Annotated in this window: 17 protein-coding genes; 3 read left to right on the top strand and 14 right to left on the bottom strand. The window is 47.8% G+C overall.

Going from position 1 to position 16,278, the window contains the following annotated elements; genetic code table 11:
- Position 1: 1 nt before the first annotated feature.
- Genes L0660_RS18285 through L0660_RS18240 form a run of 10 tightly spaced genes read right to left on the bottom strand, consistent with a single transcriptional unit; the run spans position 2 to position 8,577 of the window.
- The gene (locus L0660_RS18285) at positions 2 to 580 is read right to left on the bottom strand and encodes a DJ-1/PfpI family protein (protein WP_233798007.1); all 579 of its coding nucleotides are present in this window, start codon (positions 578 to 580) and stop codon (positions 2 to 4) included.
- A 28-nt stretch (positions 581 to 608) separates the two neighbouring features.
- Positions 609 to 1,001, bottom strand: coding sequence for a nuclear transport factor 2 family protein (locus L0660_RS18280; protein ID WP_235160677.1), 393 nt, complete (start codon positions 999 to 1,001; stop codon positions 609 to 611).
- 35 nt (positions 1,002 to 1,036) lie between these two features.
- Positions 1,037 to 1,462, bottom strand: coding sequence for a hypothetical protein (locus tag L0660_RS18275; RefSeq protein ID WP_235160676.1), 426 nt, complete (start codon positions 1,460 to 1,462; stop codon positions 1,037 to 1,039).
- Between the two features lie 33 nt (positions 1,463 to 1,495).
- On the bottom strand, positions 1,496 to 3,055 hold the full coding sequence (locus L0660_RS18270; protein WP_235160675.1) for a GMC family oxidoreductase: 1,560 nt from the start codon (positions 3,053 to 3,055) through the stop codon (positions 1,496 to 1,498).
- A 26-nt stretch (positions 3,056 to 3,081) separates the two neighbouring features.
- Complete coding sequence (locus tag L0660_RS18265) at positions 3,082 to 4,791, bottom strand: thiamine pyrophosphate-binding protein (protein WP_235160674.1); 1,710 nt, start codon at positions 4,789 to 4,791, stop codon at positions 3,082 to 3,084.
- The gene (locus L0660_RS18260) at positions 4,781 to 5,608 is read right to left on the bottom strand and encodes a type 1 glutamine amidotransferase domain-containing protein (protein ID WP_235160673.1); all 828 of its coding nucleotides are present in this window, start codon (positions 5,606 to 5,608) and stop codon (positions 4,781 to 4,783) included. The genes L0660_RS18265 and L0660_RS18260 overlap by 11 nt, the downstream gene beginning before the upstream one ends.
- A 56-nt stretch (positions 5,609 to 5,664) precedes the next feature.
- The gene (locus tag L0660_RS18255) at positions 5,665 to 6,120 is read right to left on the bottom strand and encodes an ester cyclase (protein WP_235160672.1); all 456 of its coding nucleotides are present in this window, start codon (positions 6,118 to 6,120) and stop codon (positions 5,665 to 5,667) included.
- A gap of 30 nt (positions 6,121 to 6,150) precedes the next feature.
- Positions 6,151 to 7,305, bottom strand: coding sequence for a nuclear transport factor 2 family protein (locus tag L0660_RS18250; RefSeq protein WP_235160671.1), 1,155 nt, complete (start codon positions 7,303 to 7,305; stop codon positions 6,151 to 6,153).
- Between the two features lies 1 nt (position 7,306).
- Positions 7,307 to 7,717 (bottom strand): ester cyclase, encoded by a 411-nt coding sequence (locus tag L0660_RS18245; protein ID WP_233797999.1) that lies wholly within the window; start codon positions 7,715 to 7,717, stop codon positions 7,307 to 7,309.
- The gene (locus L0660_RS18240; protein ID WP_235160670.1) at positions 7,714 to 8,577 is read right to left on the bottom strand and encodes an ester cyclase; all 864 of its coding nucleotides are present in this window, start codon (positions 8,575 to 8,577) and stop codon (positions 7,714 to 7,716) included. Before L0660_RS18240 ends, L0660_RS18245 begins: the two co-directional genes overlap by 4 nt.
- A 301-nt stretch (positions 8,578 to 8,878) precedes the next feature.
- On the opposite strand from L0660_RS18240, the gene L0660_RS18235 reads away from it, so the two are divergent.
- The 3 genes from L0660_RS18235 (at position 8,879) to L0660_RS18225 (ending at position 11,624) form a co-directional block, all read left to right on the top strand.
- Positions 8,879 to 9,814 (top strand): GAF domain-containing protein, encoded by a 936-nt coding sequence (locus L0660_RS18235; protein ID WP_235160669.1) that lies wholly within the window; start codon positions 8,879 to 8,881, stop codon positions 9,812 to 9,814.
- Positions 9,815 to 10,032: 218 nt separating this feature from the next.
- Positions 10,033 to 10,854: a sensor histidine kinase gene (locus tag L0660_RS18230; RefSeq protein WP_235160668.1), complete on the top strand. Its 822-nt coding sequence runs from the start codon at positions 10,033 to 10,035 to the stop codon at positions 10,852 to 10,854.
- Entirely contained in the window at positions 10,851 to 11,624 is a 774-nt protein-coding gene (locus tag L0660_RS18225) for a LytTR family DNA-binding domain-containing protein (RefSeq protein WP_235160667.1), read from the top strand. The genes L0660_RS18230 and L0660_RS18225 overlap by 4 nt, the downstream gene beginning before the upstream one ends.
- Here the strand turns inward: L0660_RS18225 and L0660_RS18220 are convergent.
- From L0660_RS18220 to L0660_RS18205, 4 genes are all read right to left on the bottom strand, one after another.
- Positions 11,621 to 12,682 (bottom strand): dihydrodipicolinate synthase family protein, encoded by a 1,062-nt coding sequence (locus L0660_RS18220; protein WP_235160666.1) that lies wholly within the window; start codon positions 12,680 to 12,682, stop codon positions 11,621 to 11,623. The two genes, L0660_RS18225 and L0660_RS18220, sit on opposite strands and share 4 nt — an antisense overlap.
- Before the next feature lie 29 nt (positions 12,683 to 12,711).
- On the bottom strand, positions 12,712 to 13,728 hold the full coding sequence (locus L0660_RS18215; RefSeq protein ID WP_235160665.1) for an NAD(P)-dependent oxidoreductase: 1,017 nt from the start codon (positions 13,726 to 13,728) through the stop codon (positions 12,712 to 12,714).
- Positions 13,728 to 14,951 carry an Nramp family divalent metal transporter gene (locus tag L0660_RS18210; protein WP_235160664.1) on the bottom strand — a complete coding sequence of 408 codons (1,224 nt, stop codon included), beginning with the start codon at positions 14,949 to 14,951 and terminating at the stop codon, positions 13,728 to 13,730. Before L0660_RS18210 ends, L0660_RS18215 begins: the two co-directional genes overlap by 1 nt.
- 152 nt (positions 14,952 to 15,103) lie before the next feature.
- Positions 15,104 to 16,162 carry a substrate-binding domain-containing protein gene (locus L0660_RS18205; protein ID WP_235160663.1) on the bottom strand — a complete coding sequence of 353 codons (1,059 nt, stop codon included), beginning with the start codon at positions 16,160 to 16,162 and terminating at the stop codon, positions 15,104 to 15,106.
- Between the last annotated feature and the right edge of the window lie 116 nt (positions 16,163 to 16,278).

The following is a 16,278-nucleotide window of genomic DNA, read 5'->3' as shown; positions in this document are numbered from 1 at the left end:
GTTAATTCTGGTTAGCTGCTGACAATGTTTCAATGATCTTTTTTGCAAACAAATGCGCGTGTCCGCCCGAGCGTCCGGTGATCAGGTCGCCGTCCACAACCACATCTTCATTGGTATAAATGGCTCCGTAAGCTTTGGCATCGCCGATAAGGTTATTGTGGCACACCAGCCTGCGGCCGCGAACGAGCTCAGTTGCGGGTGCAGTAAGCCATAATCCGTGGCAGATGATGCCTTTCAAAATGCCTGGTTCCGCAAAAACGCGTTTCAGGAATTCGGTTGCGGGCGGGATTTTTTCTACGTCTTCGGTGTAACGCAGCCGGTCAGAGACCATGCCGGAAGGCACGATGATGGCATCGTAAGTGCGCAGTTCTTCGTCGCTCATGTTTTCGAACGATTCCCAGCAGTCCATCGGAGCACGATATTCGTGGCCAAGGAATGTTAGTTTATCCTGTCCCCATAACCTTGTCAGAAAATGCAGGTCAGCGCCTTCCTCGGGAAAGCGGAATTTGTAATAGAATATTTCATTTTCAAAATAATCGGCCTCCAAGAGCACGCCGATCTTTTTTCCTGCCAGTTTCATGAGGAAAGTGTTATGGGTTATGTTTTAATTAGGCTAATGTTCCGTCCGGATGCTGCACCATTCCGGCAAAATGGATGGCGATTTTTCCGTCCTGCAGCACCCAGCTGTCGGCGAAGCGCATTTCGCTTTTCTGGCCTCCTACTGTCATCGTGATCTGTTCGGTGATCATCAATGTTTCCGGATTTTCGGTTTCGGCCCAGAAAACAATGTCTGTTTCCAATCCGTCGATTCCCAAAATGCCTTGCATATGCTCGTTCACCTGATCGCGGCCTTTGTAGATAACCGGCGATTTGGAGAAGCTGCTGATCAATGTTGCGTCATCTGTGTATTGGTCCAAAAGCGCGTCAATGTTCTTATCTAGGATGTGCTGGATGTGTTCTCTGTACATCTTTCCCAGCTTGGTATCCGGAACGTTTTTCATGATTGTAGAAAATAGAGAAGGGTTAATAACCTGATTTATAGCGTCGCAGAGCCTTCATGATATTCGAGGCCGTCGACGATGTATTTGGTAATGATCACATTTCCGGCATCATTCAATTTCACTTCCCATGTTTGGAAAGCATCGCATTTGATGCGCTTGCTGAATGGCTCAGGGGCATTCCAGACGCTGGCTTCCCATTGCACCACCACCTTCACCACAGCCGTGTTGCCTGTAATGACCGGCTCCACCATTTTCACAGTGTGCACTTCGTCGAAGAAAATGCGGATCACGCGCTGAAACCAGCCTTCAAATCCTGCATAACCATAAACGGTTGCTTCCGGGAAAACCATTTCGAGTTCGGCATCCGCAAGCAGCGGCAAAACTTCAACCATAGGGACATGGACATCCAGCTTCTTATACCAGTCAAGAGCCAGTGCTTGTATTGCTTCCTGCGTTAGCATTATGTTGTATTTTTTAGGTTAATTATAATTCAATCAATCGATTAAACTCCTTGTGAGATCGGCAACAGGATGTGCTGCCAGGATCATATCGGCTGCCTTTTCACCAATCATGAAACAGGCCGCCACTGTATTCCCGCTCGTAACCGTAGGCATAACAGACGCATCGGCTACGCGCAGATTTTGAATGCCGTGAACCCTTAGTTCAGCGTCCACAACGGCCATTGCGTCGGTGCCCATTTTACAAGTTCCGGCCGGATGCCAGATCGTGGTGCTTTGGCTTCTCACAAATGCTTCAATGTCCGCATCCGTACCAGGCACCATCTCCCCGCCGTTCAGTTCGAGAAATTTAGGAGTATTAGCAAGCTTTCTGACCAGTTCAACGGCCTTGGAAAGCACTTCCACATCCGCTTCCTGATCCAGGTAATTCGGATTAACCACAGGCTTGTCTGCCGGATTAGCGGAGCGCAATGTCACCTCTCCACGACTTTTAGGCTGCACCAGGATCGGAAGGAAAATGCAGACCGGTCCGCCCAGGTCGGGAAGCACAGGCGCCAGTGGTCCGGGTAAGCTTGGTGTAAAATTGATTTGCAGATCTACGACGCTGCTTTCTTCTCTTACTTTAACGAACAAAGCATTACCCGTCAAAAGCGTGGTGTTGGGCATCGCGATTTTGGAACGGTAAATCATGGGAAGCTGCAAATGATCCTGCAAATTTTTCCCAACACCGGGAAGGTCAGCAACCACTGGAATGCCGTTTTGGTCCAACTCATTTGCTGGTCCTATGCCCGACAAAAGCAATATTTTCGGTGTATGCAAGGCGCCCGCAGAAAGGATCACTTCTTTACTGCAAAAAACCTGCTCTGTATTCCCCGCGCTGGCGAGAAACTCAACACCGATTGCTTTTCTATCATCGATCAGCACATTGGAAACGAGTACATTAGTGTAGATCGTCAGGTTCTTCCTTTCCGAAATATTATGCAAAAATGCAGATGCGCTGCTGTCACGATGGTTGTTATTATCAATGTGAAACTGCAACAATCCGGCGCCATTTTCCTGGCGTGCACCATTGTAATCCCAGTTTGGGCCATCATAACCCAGCTGCGTAGCACCGATCAGGAAATGATCGGAACGCATCACATCATCCGGACACTCGCGAATGCTCAGTTCACCGCCTGTTGCGTGAAACTCCGAAGCACCGTTTTCAAAATTTTCTGATTTTTTGAAATAAGGCAAAACAGATTGGTAACCCCATCCTGTTGCACCCATGGCTTCCCATTCATTGAAATTGGCCGGGTTGCCGCGGACATACATCATGGCATTGATCGCCGTTCCGCCCCCCAGCACTTTGCCCTGGTTGATGGTAATAGCCCGGCCGCCCAGCCCGGGCTGATCCGTGGTAGACAAGTTCCAGTCGAGATCTGATCCCCATAGACTTACAAAGCCGCCCGGGTCGTGGATCGCTGGCTCCGTATCCTTGCTTCCTGCCTCAATAAGCAGCACCTGAATCTGCGGGTCAGCGCTTAGCCGGTTGGCTAAAACGCTGCCTGCGGCTCCGGCACCCACTATAATGTAGTCAAAACCAGGTTGTTCCATTTCAGAAATGGTGGAGAGTTTATGTATTACTGTGAACAGTTTGTCTTTACCCAGTCCGACTTGTGGCTGCCTTCCAGCACCAGGTCGATCAAAAAGGGCTTATCGTCGGCCAGCATTCTTTCGATAGCAGGCAAAATTTCCTCTTCTTTTTCCACTCTTACCGCCTCTACACCCATGGATTGCGCCAGGATGTCAAACCGGATGGCTGGATAGGAAAGGTCAAATGGCAGCGGATGATCGTGTTTTGGAATTTCGCGTTCCTGCCAGTATTGGTCAATGTTGAGTTGCAGCAGTTTGTAAGAACCATTGTTGCAAACCACAAACTTGGCTCCCGTATTATGCCGCACCGCAGACCATAATGTCTGGATGGTGTACATACTTCCCCCGTCTCCGGAAAAGCCAATCACGGTCTTTTCAGGATTAGCGATTTTTGCACCGATCGCACCCGGAAAACCAACGCCTAAGGAACCGCCTCTTGTGAAAAAGTACTGCTTGGCAAGCTTCGGTGGCAGATAACGGCTCACGGCCGCTGAGCTGGTTAATGCTTCATCGAAAATAATCGTTTCATCCTGATTCAGCTTCTCAGCCAGCACTTTCGTGAACTGCGACATATGCAGCGGCGACTTGCCTTGCTGCTGATAGTCTGCTTCCTTCTCAGCGGTGATCTTAGCGTTTTTAGCATTACCGATCTGCACTATACGTTGCTGTGCCTTCGTTTTGTGCTCAAGCGACATTACAGCCTCAATTTCTTGCGCCAATGCGGCAAGCGAAAGTTTCGGATCGCTTACTACACCCAGATCGACGCGGTGATTTTTGGCAATCTCATAAGCATTGAGATCGAAATGGATCACTTTCGCTTCCGGCGCATAAATTTCTCCCAATTCAGGAAAAACTTCAGGCATCATATAAGTGCCTACAATGAGGTTTGCATCTCCTTTGGTTGTTATCGGATGGCTGAACGAACCGAACATGTGGCCCGTGGTGCCCTGATACAATGGATGCGTATTGTCCATGACGAGATCCCCGAATTCGACACCGTATACTTCCGCGCCCAAAAGCTCGGCAACATGTGTAAGCTCAGGGATTGCATCTGAATAGGCAATGCCGTCACCGACGAAAATTATCGGCTTTTCGGCTGCCAGCAACATTTCCGCTGACTGCCTGATCAGTTCCGGCGCAGGCGAAACCCGCGTGGAAGGAATGCAGCTTGGAAATACGGGCTCATCGTTGATCTCGTCGAGGACATCCATGGGCAGGCAAACGTAAACCGGTCCCATAGGCGGCGTCGACGCTATTTTTACAGCGCGGCGCAAAGTGCGAAGCAGCGATTTCGAAGAGGTGGCCATGGTCGAATATTTGGTCACCGGCGCCATCATCGCTACGAGGTCATTGGCCATTTGTGCATCCATATTCATGTATTGCACACCGGCATCCGAGCCAATTACCACTAAGGGCGCATGACCTCTTTTGGCCTGATACACAGCGCCTACCGCATTGCCAATGCCCGGCGAGCTGTGCAGCTGAACCAATGTCGGCTTTTGTGTGGCGCGGGCATAACCGTCTCCCATCATCACCGCAATGGTTTCCTGCAAGGTGAGGATGTATTTCATGTCGGGATACTCGGCCAGGGCGTCAAGGAAACCTTGTTCCACCGTGCCGGGATTGCCGAACATATAATCCATGCCATCCGCAAGGAATTGCTCAATGATCTTCTGATTCCCGGTTTTACCAGCCATAACGTGTGAGGCCTTTGTCCAAAACGTTCACAAACTGCTCTCCGAATTCGAATGAACATTGCAATGAACGGCCTGTGATAAATGGATAGTCAACGATTACGGAAGTTTCTTTACCGAAATTTCCATGATATTGTCCTTCTGGTCCTACGGCATCGGAAAGAATGTATTCCAGCACATATGGCGGTGGCCCCATGTTCAGATCGGTGTGCAGGAAGCCGGTTCCATCATGGTAATCGTACTCAATGCAGTGACCTGTAACGTGTTTTCCTTTGATGATGGAATTGCGTTCGTTGAAATCTCTTGCAAAAACCAGTGGCGCAACGCCATAGCAGATTCCAGCAACAGGCATTTGTTTTTTGTAAAAAGCAAGGATTACATCATGCACACGCTGGTTGTTCACCATGTCGATGATCGGGCCGCTGCCGCCTACCAGGAAAACCGCGTCGTATTCTTCGGTCAGTTTGTCCTGTGCGATTTTGAGGTCGCTATAATATTTTTCAAATGCGCGAAGGAAATCCGGTGTTGAGAAGTATGGACGCTGCGGGATCACTTCCGACAGGTTCATTGTATTTTCCAAACGGTTTGTCGCTTCAAATGCATTTACTTTATCAGCTGCGAGCTGCGTGGTAACACACACGCCCAGAGGAGGATCTACGTAAGTGGTATCATAACTTGGCGGTAGCGCTTCTGCTTTTTTGCCGTTTGGCGTAATAAAATCTACGGTGTAACCGGCTGCTTCCAGTTTTTCGAGCGGGCCTACCAGCTCAATGCCCCAATATCCGTATTCCGATAAAATGGCGAGTACTTTTTTAGACATAAAATTCGGGTTTGAATAATTTTAAAAACAATGTCGAGGAGGATTTACGAATATCATCAGTGTGCTACTGGTGCCGCTCCGGAAGGAGGAGGAGGAACTACGCCTAGCTGTTGCAAAAGGCCCAGTTCATCCACATTGGCCCAGCGCTCAGCGATTTTGCCATCTTTCATGCGGGCTGTGGTTGTGCCTGTTAATGTGATGGATTTTCCGGATGGCGGCATGCCCATAACGCCGCCTGTGTCGGTGCCGTTGAGTCTCCATCTGTGCACTACTTTATCGGCTACATATATCTGATCTTCAATGCTAAGCTTTGCATCCGGCATAGCGCCGCGGAACATGCCCACGATGCCTTTAAAACTGGCCGAACCAGGCTCAGAAACCGTTTTACCGCCCACTTGTGAATGGTCTATCGCGTCGGATGCCAGTAAATCTTCGCGTACAACACCTGTGTTCCAGGCTGTTTCGAAAAATTCAACACAAATCGCATTGTTTTGTTCTGCTGTAAGTGACATGCTTTCTTCTTTTAAGGGTTAAAATGCTGTTCAATTCACTGTATAAGGTCTTCCGCCCAAAAAGGCTTCTACTATTTCTGCTGTATTAACGTGGTTATGGATCGAAGCCACTTTTCCGTCTTCATTCACGACTACAATATGCACAACGCTCGTATGAAAAGGCAATCCGCTTGCTTTGGAAACGCCCGGCTCATCGATCAAAACGGCCGCTACATTGTCCTGGTAAAGCATCCTTACTGCCTTGAAACGGTCAAAACGCATGGTTTCAATGATCTGCTTTGCCGATTCCACGGCCGCAATCGGTCCGATGCGCTCCCCCGACCATGCAATGATGTCCCTCGGCCCGAACATATGCCACACTACATTGGGCGCAAATGCTTTACGGATGTCTTCTGGTTTGAATCCTTGTAGTGCGCCATACATGGCCCTGGCCGATTTTACCGTTGCCGGCGCATTGTCAAAAATTGCTTCGTCGAATACAATGCTGTCCGTCGTGCGCGGCGATGTGACCGATTTATTGGTATAATGTGCTGATCCAAAACCATTTGCTGCTATCGTGAACGGCCTCCCACCCTGCATGGCCTCGATGATCGGAAATGTATCGCGGTAACATTGCAGCTGGCTGATCCTGCCATTTTTTACAATAACCCAATGCACCACGCTGCCTGAAAAAGCTTTCCCGGTTCTGGCTTCACCGCTTCCTTCGAGCACGACGGCCAATGTATTTCCCTGCGCTACAAACCGGGTCGGATTCAGTTTTTCAAAAGCCAATCCTTCTTTTAGTAATTGGAAAAATTGCCTTACTCCTGCTTTTCCTTCCCAGGCACCTGCCCAGGGAATCAAATCCTGCGGGCCGCCCATTTCCCATAAGACATCCTCAGCCAGAAACGATAAAATTTCCTCTATATCATTCTCCTGCAACGCCTTATAGAACTCTTTTAAAAACGGGGCCGGGTCCAGATCAATCGCATGCACATTTTCCAGCGAGGCGAGGATCATAAATGAATCCGCCAGTCTGATCAATGTATTGTCGCCGTCCTGCTCAAAAACCAGGTCTTTTCTGGAATGCTCGGGCTCATCAATGATCAGCACGTCCGTATCCGCATCGAAGCCTGAAATAATTGTAGGCTTCACCGGAAGCTGCCCGCCTCTGTTAACATAATGACGGACAACTGCTTTTTCCATTTTATTGAATCACTTTCAATTGTTGCAATAAACCCAGACTATCCTGGGCAACCCACATTTCAACGATCTTGCCGTTCTCAATGCGGAATATGTCAATTCCCTGGTCCTGGACCCGGATGCTGGTCGTTTCGCGTCCCAGGAAATTTCCGGTATTGGTGGCTTCGTATGACCAGCGGCTTACCACTTTATCGCCTTCTGCGAGTTCGTCGTGCAAGGTAAAAAACACGTCGGGGAATGCTATCAGGGCAGTTTCGAACCACTTTCTTAATGTAGGTGGCTGATGTGCCTGGCCGGGAGGAAAGTGAAAAACCACATCTTCCACTGCGATTTCGTCCAGGACTGCTACATTCTTTTCGTTCCAGAAATCGAACCAGTATCTGCGTACTATTGCTTTATTTTCTTCCAATGTCATGATGGGATTGCTCCAAGTTGCTGCATTAATCCAAAGTCGTTTTCATTTACATGAACCGAAAGGATTTTGCCGTTTTTGATTGTGAAAATGTCGATGCCGTAATCCTTCACGTGGTTACCCGTTGGCGCGGCGCCCAGGAATTCTCCCTGGTGTGTGCCCTCAATGTTCCAGCGTGTGGCGACTTTATTGCCTTCTGCGGTCTGGCGCATTACCGTGAATTTGATGTCAGGAAATGCATTGCGCAGATAGCCTACGAAATTTTTGAATGCGGGATATCCGGCGATCGGCTCGGGCTGGGTTGGGATGATGAACGCAAATTCAGGATCCAGGATCTCTTCGATCACTTCCAGTTTGCCCTGGCTCATGATCTCGTCGAAATATCTGGTCGCTAATGTTTGGTTGTGTTCCAGGTCCGCGGGTACAGGCTCGTTTTCGGAAGGCAGGACGCCCAGTTGCAGCATTAGTCCCAGTGTATCTTCGTGACCGATGGATTCGGTGATCTTGCCGTCCTTAATGGTGTGCCAGGTCATGCCATCGATTTCGAAGAATTTCCCGGTTGCTTCCACATTTCCTTTTACGGTAAGCAGTGGTCCGCCTGTGTGCGTGCCGCCGCCTCTCCAGCGCGTTACAACCCAGTCGCCGCCGGCTACCATTTCTTGTGGGTTAATGTAAAAATCAGGAAACGAACCGTGCAGCATCTGGACCAGTCCGAAAAATCCGTCAGGGCCGTGAAATGGCTCGGGATGTGTAGGCAATGTGAATACGAAATCTTCGGATAAGATCTCATGAGCAACCTGCTCATTCTTGCCATTCATGATTTGATAAAAATATCGTCGAGAGAGTAACTTATTAGCATTCATCTTTTTAAATGTTCGGTTTGAAGGGTTCGACTTTTCTTAAATCCATGTGAGCAGGGTAACAAAACAAAATTTCGCGTCTGTGTCCCTTTTCTTCCATAAATATCCCAATAACACTCGCGAAGCATTTCGAATTTTAACTGAAACTGAAAAATGTAAAGGTGAACCTGTTGTTTCCCGACCTCAAACCGACGACGTTAAACCTGGATTTTTGGGGTACTATTTTTTCTGACCTTTAAGTTCGGAATGGTAGTATTGTTTCTACTTTAGTTTGTATAATTGCAATACTAAAAACGTTTATCTCATGAAACCCTTAAACCTCCTCATCGTTGCCATCCAAAAGGAATATCTCGCTCTGCTTGAAGATTCTCTTGGCTACGCTGGTTACAAATTCAGTATCCGGCAAGTTGCTTCCAAACAACTGGCTATTGAAGCCTTTTACGAGTCCAAATACGATCTGCTGATTTCCAATTGCCTCCTTCCGGACGGTAAGATTACCGACCTCGCCAATGTGCTCGGCAGCCAGCTTCCCTGCCTGGTTATGACAGAAGGACATTGCCCGGTTACGGCTGAAAGAGTGCTGGCAGTGACAGAAACAAGCTATTATATCAATTGCTCTAACAAACTGGGCTGGATCCCTGCACTGGAAAACACGCTGGCCAAATGGAAAAACAACGCCCGCAAAAAGATCGACCAGCATAACCAAAACCACGAGTCGCTTTACAAGAAAGTGCTTGCGCGTTGCGAAGACGAGCTTGCTTCTGATTCGCTTTCCAATGCATTCTCGTTGCTATTGGAAGTGATGGACCTGAGCAGGATTTATTTGTATATCAAAAATCAGCCTGCAACCGGTGATGCGCAGGACCTGACATTAAAGATAGAGGTTACTGCACCCGGCGTGCCCGCTAAGCATTCAGGAAAGACCATCAAGATTCCGGGTTTCAATCGCTGGAATGCGTTATTTGATGCCAAAAAACCAGTTTTAGAACCGTCTGCAAATATGACAGGCGCTGAAATTCAATGGCTTAGTCAGCAGGATGCCCTGTCGTTACTGGCCGTTCCGATTCAGGGAAATGTAGGCTGGCTGGGTTTCATAGGGCTGGAAGACACCCTGAACAGCCGGGAATGGACGCAGGCAGAAATTGGCCTGATCGAATCTGTGGCGTCGCTCATCCAAAAAAAGAATACTACTTCTGCAAAAACTTCAAGGAATAGCAAGCTTCTGACAAGCCTGGCATGAACCCCGACTTAAACTATCGGAATGGGATGTCATTAGGTTGGCGTCTCTGTTTCATCCTAAGCTTATTTGCCACAATTCCGCGCCTGATCTTTGTCTGGACATCATTATTTGACCCCGACACGATCGGTTCTGGGTTGCTGGATATTTGCATTCAGTTTATAATAAGCTTCGAATTTTCGTGGATATTCGTCTATATCTGCCTTCAAAATACTTACAATATGCCCAGCTGGTTCAACAGCCAGAAAACCTGGGTTCAGATCGTCCTGTTGTTTGTCCTTTTTATGGGGATCAATGAGATCCTTTTTCAGCTTAAACTGGCCCTGGACGCAGATAATTCGGATATGCTGATCTTCCGGGTGGTGTATTACCTGTACCACATTCTGCTGCTGCTGGCCATTCTCGGCTTCCGGAATTTTCTACTGACGACGCAGGAAAACCACCAGATCGGACTTGAAAATGAGCAGCTGAAACGCGAGCAGCTGAAAGCGCAGCTCGAAGCATTGCAAAATCAGCTGAACCCGCATTTTTTGTTCAATGCACTAAACATCCTGAACATTTCGATCGCTACCAATCCGGATCAGGCTCAGCGCATTGTGCTGGATCTGTCGGACATTCTGAGATACAATCTTAAAGTGCAAAACCAGAGTCTCATCCTGCTTAAAGACGAGCTGGACGCTGCGCGTGCATATCTTGACCTATATAAGGCGAGATTTGGTGAGAAACTGGCTTACTGCTTTCATGAAGTGGAAACGGCCAGGAGTTGGTACATCATTCCACTTTCCCTTCAAATCCTGATCGAGAACGCAATCAAGCATAATGTGATCACTTCCAGTCAGATACTGATGATCGAGCTCAGGCTGAGCGAGCAGGAGAAGCACATTACGGTTTCTAATTCCGTCAACAAAAAAAATTCGCCCGGAACCGGGATCGGCCTGCAAAACCTGGATAAACGTTACAAGATCCAGACGGGCCAAAAACCATTGTTGCTGCAAGATGAGCAGCATTTTACAGTTAAAGTTCCATTGATTGAAGCTCCATGACCAAGATCCTTATCATTGAAGACGAACAGCCAGCGGGCGAGTATCTGACGCAATTAATACAAAAAATTGATCCTAAAACTGAGATCCTGAGTGTGCTCGACAGCGTAGAAACCGCCGTTGATTGGCTCAGCGATAACCCCAGTCCGGATCTGATTTTCCTTGACGTACAGCTCGGAGACGGCACTTGCTTCCAGATTTTCGAACAAATTTCCATCGGCTGTCCGGTGATTTTCACCACTGCGCACGACGAGTATGCCATGCGTGCCTTCAAGCTCAACAGCATCGATTATCTGCTGAAACCCATCCGCCAGGAATCCCTGAAATTCAGTCTTGAAAAATACTATCAGCTTAATGAGGAGAATGCCATTAGCAAGGTAAAATATCTGGAAGAGCTGATGCATAACCAGATCCTGAACCGAAAAAGCCCCCGCAGGAGCTTCCTGGTGCCTTATCGTGACAAGCTGATCCCGTTAAAGGATTCTGATTTCGGGTGGTTAACCATTAAAAACGGAGTCGTGGTGGCCACTTTGCATGATGACAGGAACTTTGTTGTCGACAAATCTTTAGAAGAGCTTGAAAATCAACTGGACCCTACGAATTTTTTCCGGGCCAACCGTCAATTTATCATATCGCGCGAATGCATTTCGGAGATCGAATTGTATTTCAATGGCAGGCTGCTCGTCCGCACGACGCCATCCTCGTCCAACCAGATCCTGATCAGCAAAGAGCGCGTGCCCGTTTTCAAGAAATGGTTTGAAGAATTGTCTTAAACTACTTTAACGTGGCGATTTAAAAAGTCTATAACAAACTCATCATCAATTAAATGCGCATATGCTTGTGTGACGCGCGTGATCTCCTCAGCTTGGCCGGGTGATAGCGTTTCATTTGGGTTTAATGTCCAGATCCCTTCCATAAGTCCCTGCCTTCTCAGCACTTCATGCACGCCTGTGATGCAGCCGTGAAAGTTGTGCGCCGGATCAAAAATGGCCGCGTTCATGTCGGTCACTTCAATATTCAAGCGTAAAACATCAGCTGCATTTGTATGTTTGTTTTTTGCAAATTCCTTTGCCGCCGCGAGCACCTTCACTGCCTTTTCTGTCCATACTGCCCAATGTCCCAATAAGCCGCCCACGAACGTCTTTTCAATCATTTCACCATTGACTTCGAACCGGTAGGGCGTGATCAGGTCGGCTACAATGTTATCGTCGTTACCCGTGTAAAGTGCTATTTCATTCACCCTCGAACTGTTGCAAACCGCGCGGACAACATCCAGCGTCTGGTAACGGTTAAATGCGGCAATCTTGATCGCCAGCACATTCGGGATCTCGGCAAACTGCTGCCAGAATTGATACGAGTAAATCCTGCCACCAATGGCCGATTGCAGGTAGAATCCAAAAACCGGGATGATCTTCGCAATGGTTCTGATATGTTCGATAATGTCATCCTCCGAATGATTTTTGAATGCTGCCATACTCACCAGCCCAAGATCATAACCGTATTTCAAAGCGATGTTTGCTTCCTTAACCGCCTGATCTGTAAGCCCGACAATGCCGGCCACCTTGATAAACGGACGGTCCAGATGCGCATTAGCAATCTCCTCTGCCGCAATCCTGAGGACTGTTTCATAAAGGTTTACCTCAGGATCACGGATCTCGAATTGCGTGGTATGCACGCCGACGGCAACGCCTCCTGCCCCACTGGCCATATAATATTGCGTCAATCCGCGCTGCCTGGGCTCGTCCAGTTGCAAATTCTGTTGCAAAGCCAGCGGGTGGGCTGGGATTACGGTGCCCTCAAACAACAGTTTCCTCGTTTCTGTGTTAAGCATTTCTCCTGTTTTTTTTATTCCAAAATCTCTTAAAATTGTCCCTTACGCTCCTGAAAGTGAGTCGGTTTATTAATAGTCTTTCCACCTTCCTGCAGCCACTGCGCAGTGATTCCAATCATTTGCTTCAATGTTGTGCGCGGATAGCCGAACAACCGGAAAGACTCAGCCGCATTGCTTAATAATGCCGTGGGCTGCTCTTCATTTACAAACTGCGGTTCGGTATTGAATATACGTCCGAATTCCGCGGCCAGCCAGCGAAGTGAGACCGTTTCGGGTCCGGTAATGTTCAGCATCTTCGATGGCGACTCGCAATGCAGCAGCGAACGGATAGCCATTTCATTGGCATCACCCTGCCAGATTACATTCACGTGGCCTGTCCGCAGATCCACCGGCTTACCCGCCAGAACTGATTTTGCCACTTCCAGTAAGACGCCGTATTTGAAATCAATGGCATAATTGAGCCTGTAAATCAGGATCGGTGTGCTATGTACAGATGAAAAATATTGAAATAACCGCTCCCTACCCAGGCAGGACTGGCCATATTCACCCACCGGATCAGCGCGCATTTCCTCCGTAGCACCACCGGATGCGACCGTCGTGAACGGATAAACATTGCCGGTTGAATAGACGACGATCTTTGAATTCTTAAATTTCTCAGCTACCCGGCCCGGCAGATACGTATTCATTGCCCAGGTGTAAGGTTCATTGTTGGAAGTGCCAAACTTGGTCCCGGCCAGATAAAGCACGTTTTCCACTTCCGGCAGCGCCTGCAACTCAGCATCATTCAAGATGTTAGCAGCTATGGTTTCGATGCCTGCCGCATTCAGCTCTTCAGTCAATCCTTCCTCACTAAACCTGGAAACGCCAATCACACGCTTGTCCAGGCCGGCTCGTTCGATAGCCTGTTTAGCAAGTTTCGCAATGCTAGGCCCGATCTTACCACCGGCCCCCAGGATCAGGATATCGCCTTTTATTTGTTTTATATCTTCAATTAAAGCGTCCGATGGGCTCAGCCATTTTTCTTCCAGAAGTTCGAAACCAGTCATTATTTAAATAGCGGATTGTTGAAAAATAATTCTTTACTATTAATGATCGCAAGAGAGAAAATGATGACCAGCCCCACGCCCGCAACCACTTTCACGAGCGGACTGTTTACCTTGTCGCCCATCAGCTCTTTGTCATTACCGACCATATAGAGGGCAGTTCCAATAAACGGAACAATGAAAATGGTAACGCTTTGTGCAAATACGATCAGCTCCAATGGCAGCTTACCAAATTTAACAGCGATAGCCGCACCGACAACCATCACCAAGGCAACCAGGTAACGCACTGATTTAGAGCTGAAATTGCTCCCTACTCCCAATGCATCCCCCAACAATGTGCCGCCAACAGATGCATTACCGATCAATGAAGAAAATGCTGCACCGAACAGGCCTACAAGGAAGAGTGTTGATGCATTGTTACCAAAAAGTGGTTCCAGTGCCTTGGCCATATCCGTTGCAGAATTTACCTTAATGCCTTTCGGCTGCAAGATGGCCGCCGCACAAATGATCACTATCGAGCACATGACACCGAGCACGATGATTCCCGTCGTACTGTCATTTTTGCCATTCCTGACCTCTGGCTTCACCCGTATGCGCTCCTGAATGAGGTAACATTGATATAATGCACCCACAATAGAAAAGCAGGAAGCCACAAAAGCAATGATCAATCCTTGTGAACCTGCCGGGATGACCGGTGTGGTAAAGCCCTTGACAATTTCGGAAGCATCAGGTCTCGCGTAAAAAAATGTGGTAATAAAGGAAAACAACATGACAAGAATCAGGAATATCATCGTCTTTTCCAGCACAGAATAGAAGCTCCTGAAAAATAGCAAGCTGATTCCCACCACATTAAAAATTATGATCCAGGGAACGGGCGACGTATGATAAAGCTCCCCAACAGAAATACCCACGCCTATGGAATTGCCAGCCTGGAATGATGTGCTCACTAAAAAAACACCAATCCCCATGGCAACGGAAGCCGGCCTGCCCCATTTATGTTTTACCGACGCCAGCAACGATTGGTTCGTAGCAAGGCCGATCCGCGTGGCCATAGCCGTGAAAACAGCCATGAAAACGATCGCAGCAATCACGACCCAAAGGAGTGAATAACCGTAAACCGCCCCTAGTTTGGAAGTAATGGTGAGCTTGCTGGGCCCGAAAACCAATGCCGCCGTGATCATTCCCGGCCCTAACGAGCGAAGCCATCTAAAAATAGAATCTTTCAAAATGTGAATGTTTAAAGGGTCCGGGATTTCCCATCAATGTAAGATCAACATGTAACGGGCACGTGCCCGTAAATATAGATAAGAAATATTTAACATTAATAACGGACGAGATAATAAAGTTGCAGAACTGTAATATGCCCGTTTAATAGAAATCAATTTTGATAAAACTCGTAATTTTCTTTTGTCACAATGTCAATGGGCATGTAGTTCAGCTTGGACACGTTTGCGTTCATGACCAGCGTTTGGTACAGCGCCATAATGCCCCGGTAAGCCTGGTCTTCCGGACGGTGGCAGATCAGGAAATCGATAACATTGCTTTCAAGATATTTAACATTGTCCTTCACAAAATCATAACCGATCAGCGACACCTCGGTGCGGTGGCTGTTTTTAAGAAACGAGGCCACGGTATGCACTCGTGAATTCGTCACGAATGCAGCGCCTATATCCTTATTAAGATGAAAAACATAGGTTAAATGCCGCGCAACAGATTGGTAATCCGTCTCACGAATGTCAATGCGGACGATCTCATTGGGATTCTGATTGTCCGAAAAATAGGCGCGGAAACCTCCCTCGATAGTCTCGTAATTGAAGTTGTCGATTTCTTTTGAAATGTTGATAATCAACACTTTCTTTTCCGGTTGCAGCCTGTAAGTGAGCAACTTCGCCCCTACGTAGCCACTTTTATAAAGATGCGGGCCAATGTACGATAGGCTTTTCAGATCCGGAATGTCCGAATCAATGAAGACAAATGGGATTTTTCTTTCAGCACATTCTTTTGCAAATTCTTTTGTTTCTGCAATAAATGAGGGTGCTATTAAAATGCCGTGGACATCGAGCGCAAGGATTTCACGCGCTTTTTGAACATAGGAATCTTTATTATTAAGGTCAAAGAAAAACGTAAGTGTCTGAATGCCATATTGCCTGATTTCAGCTTCTGCCCTCCGCACGCCATTCAATGGTGCCTCCCAAAAATCAGTTTCCTCGGAAACCTCGGGAACCAGAATGGCCAGTGTAATGATCTTTTTGGAAGCGAGCCTGCTGGCCAGGATGTTAGGCTGATAATCGAGTTCCTTAATGATGTCGTTGATCCGCTTTTTGGTCTTTTCGGAAACCCCAGTCCGGTTATGCAGCACACGGTCCACCGTGGCCGTGGATACATTAGCCCTTCTCGCAATCTCCCGCACGCCAAACAAAGTATTCTCTTTTTCCATTAACGGATCAGGTTTGTATATCGGGGTAAAGATATAACGCAATGACCGAATTGCCTGATTTTCTCAATAAACTGTCTGCCGGACCCGCAGTGCCTCCAAAGAGTGGTGGATTGAGA

The sequence above is a fragment of the Dyadobacter sp. CY351 genome (assembly GCF_021502625.1).
In the GTDB taxonomy this organism is placed as follows: Bacteria; Bacteroidota; Bacteroidia; order Cytophagales; family Spirosomataceae; genus Dyadobacter; species Dyadobacter chenhuakuii.
The sequence above is the reverse complement of the archived record's forward strand: the minus strand, read 5'-3'. Positions and strand labels throughout refer to the sequence as shown.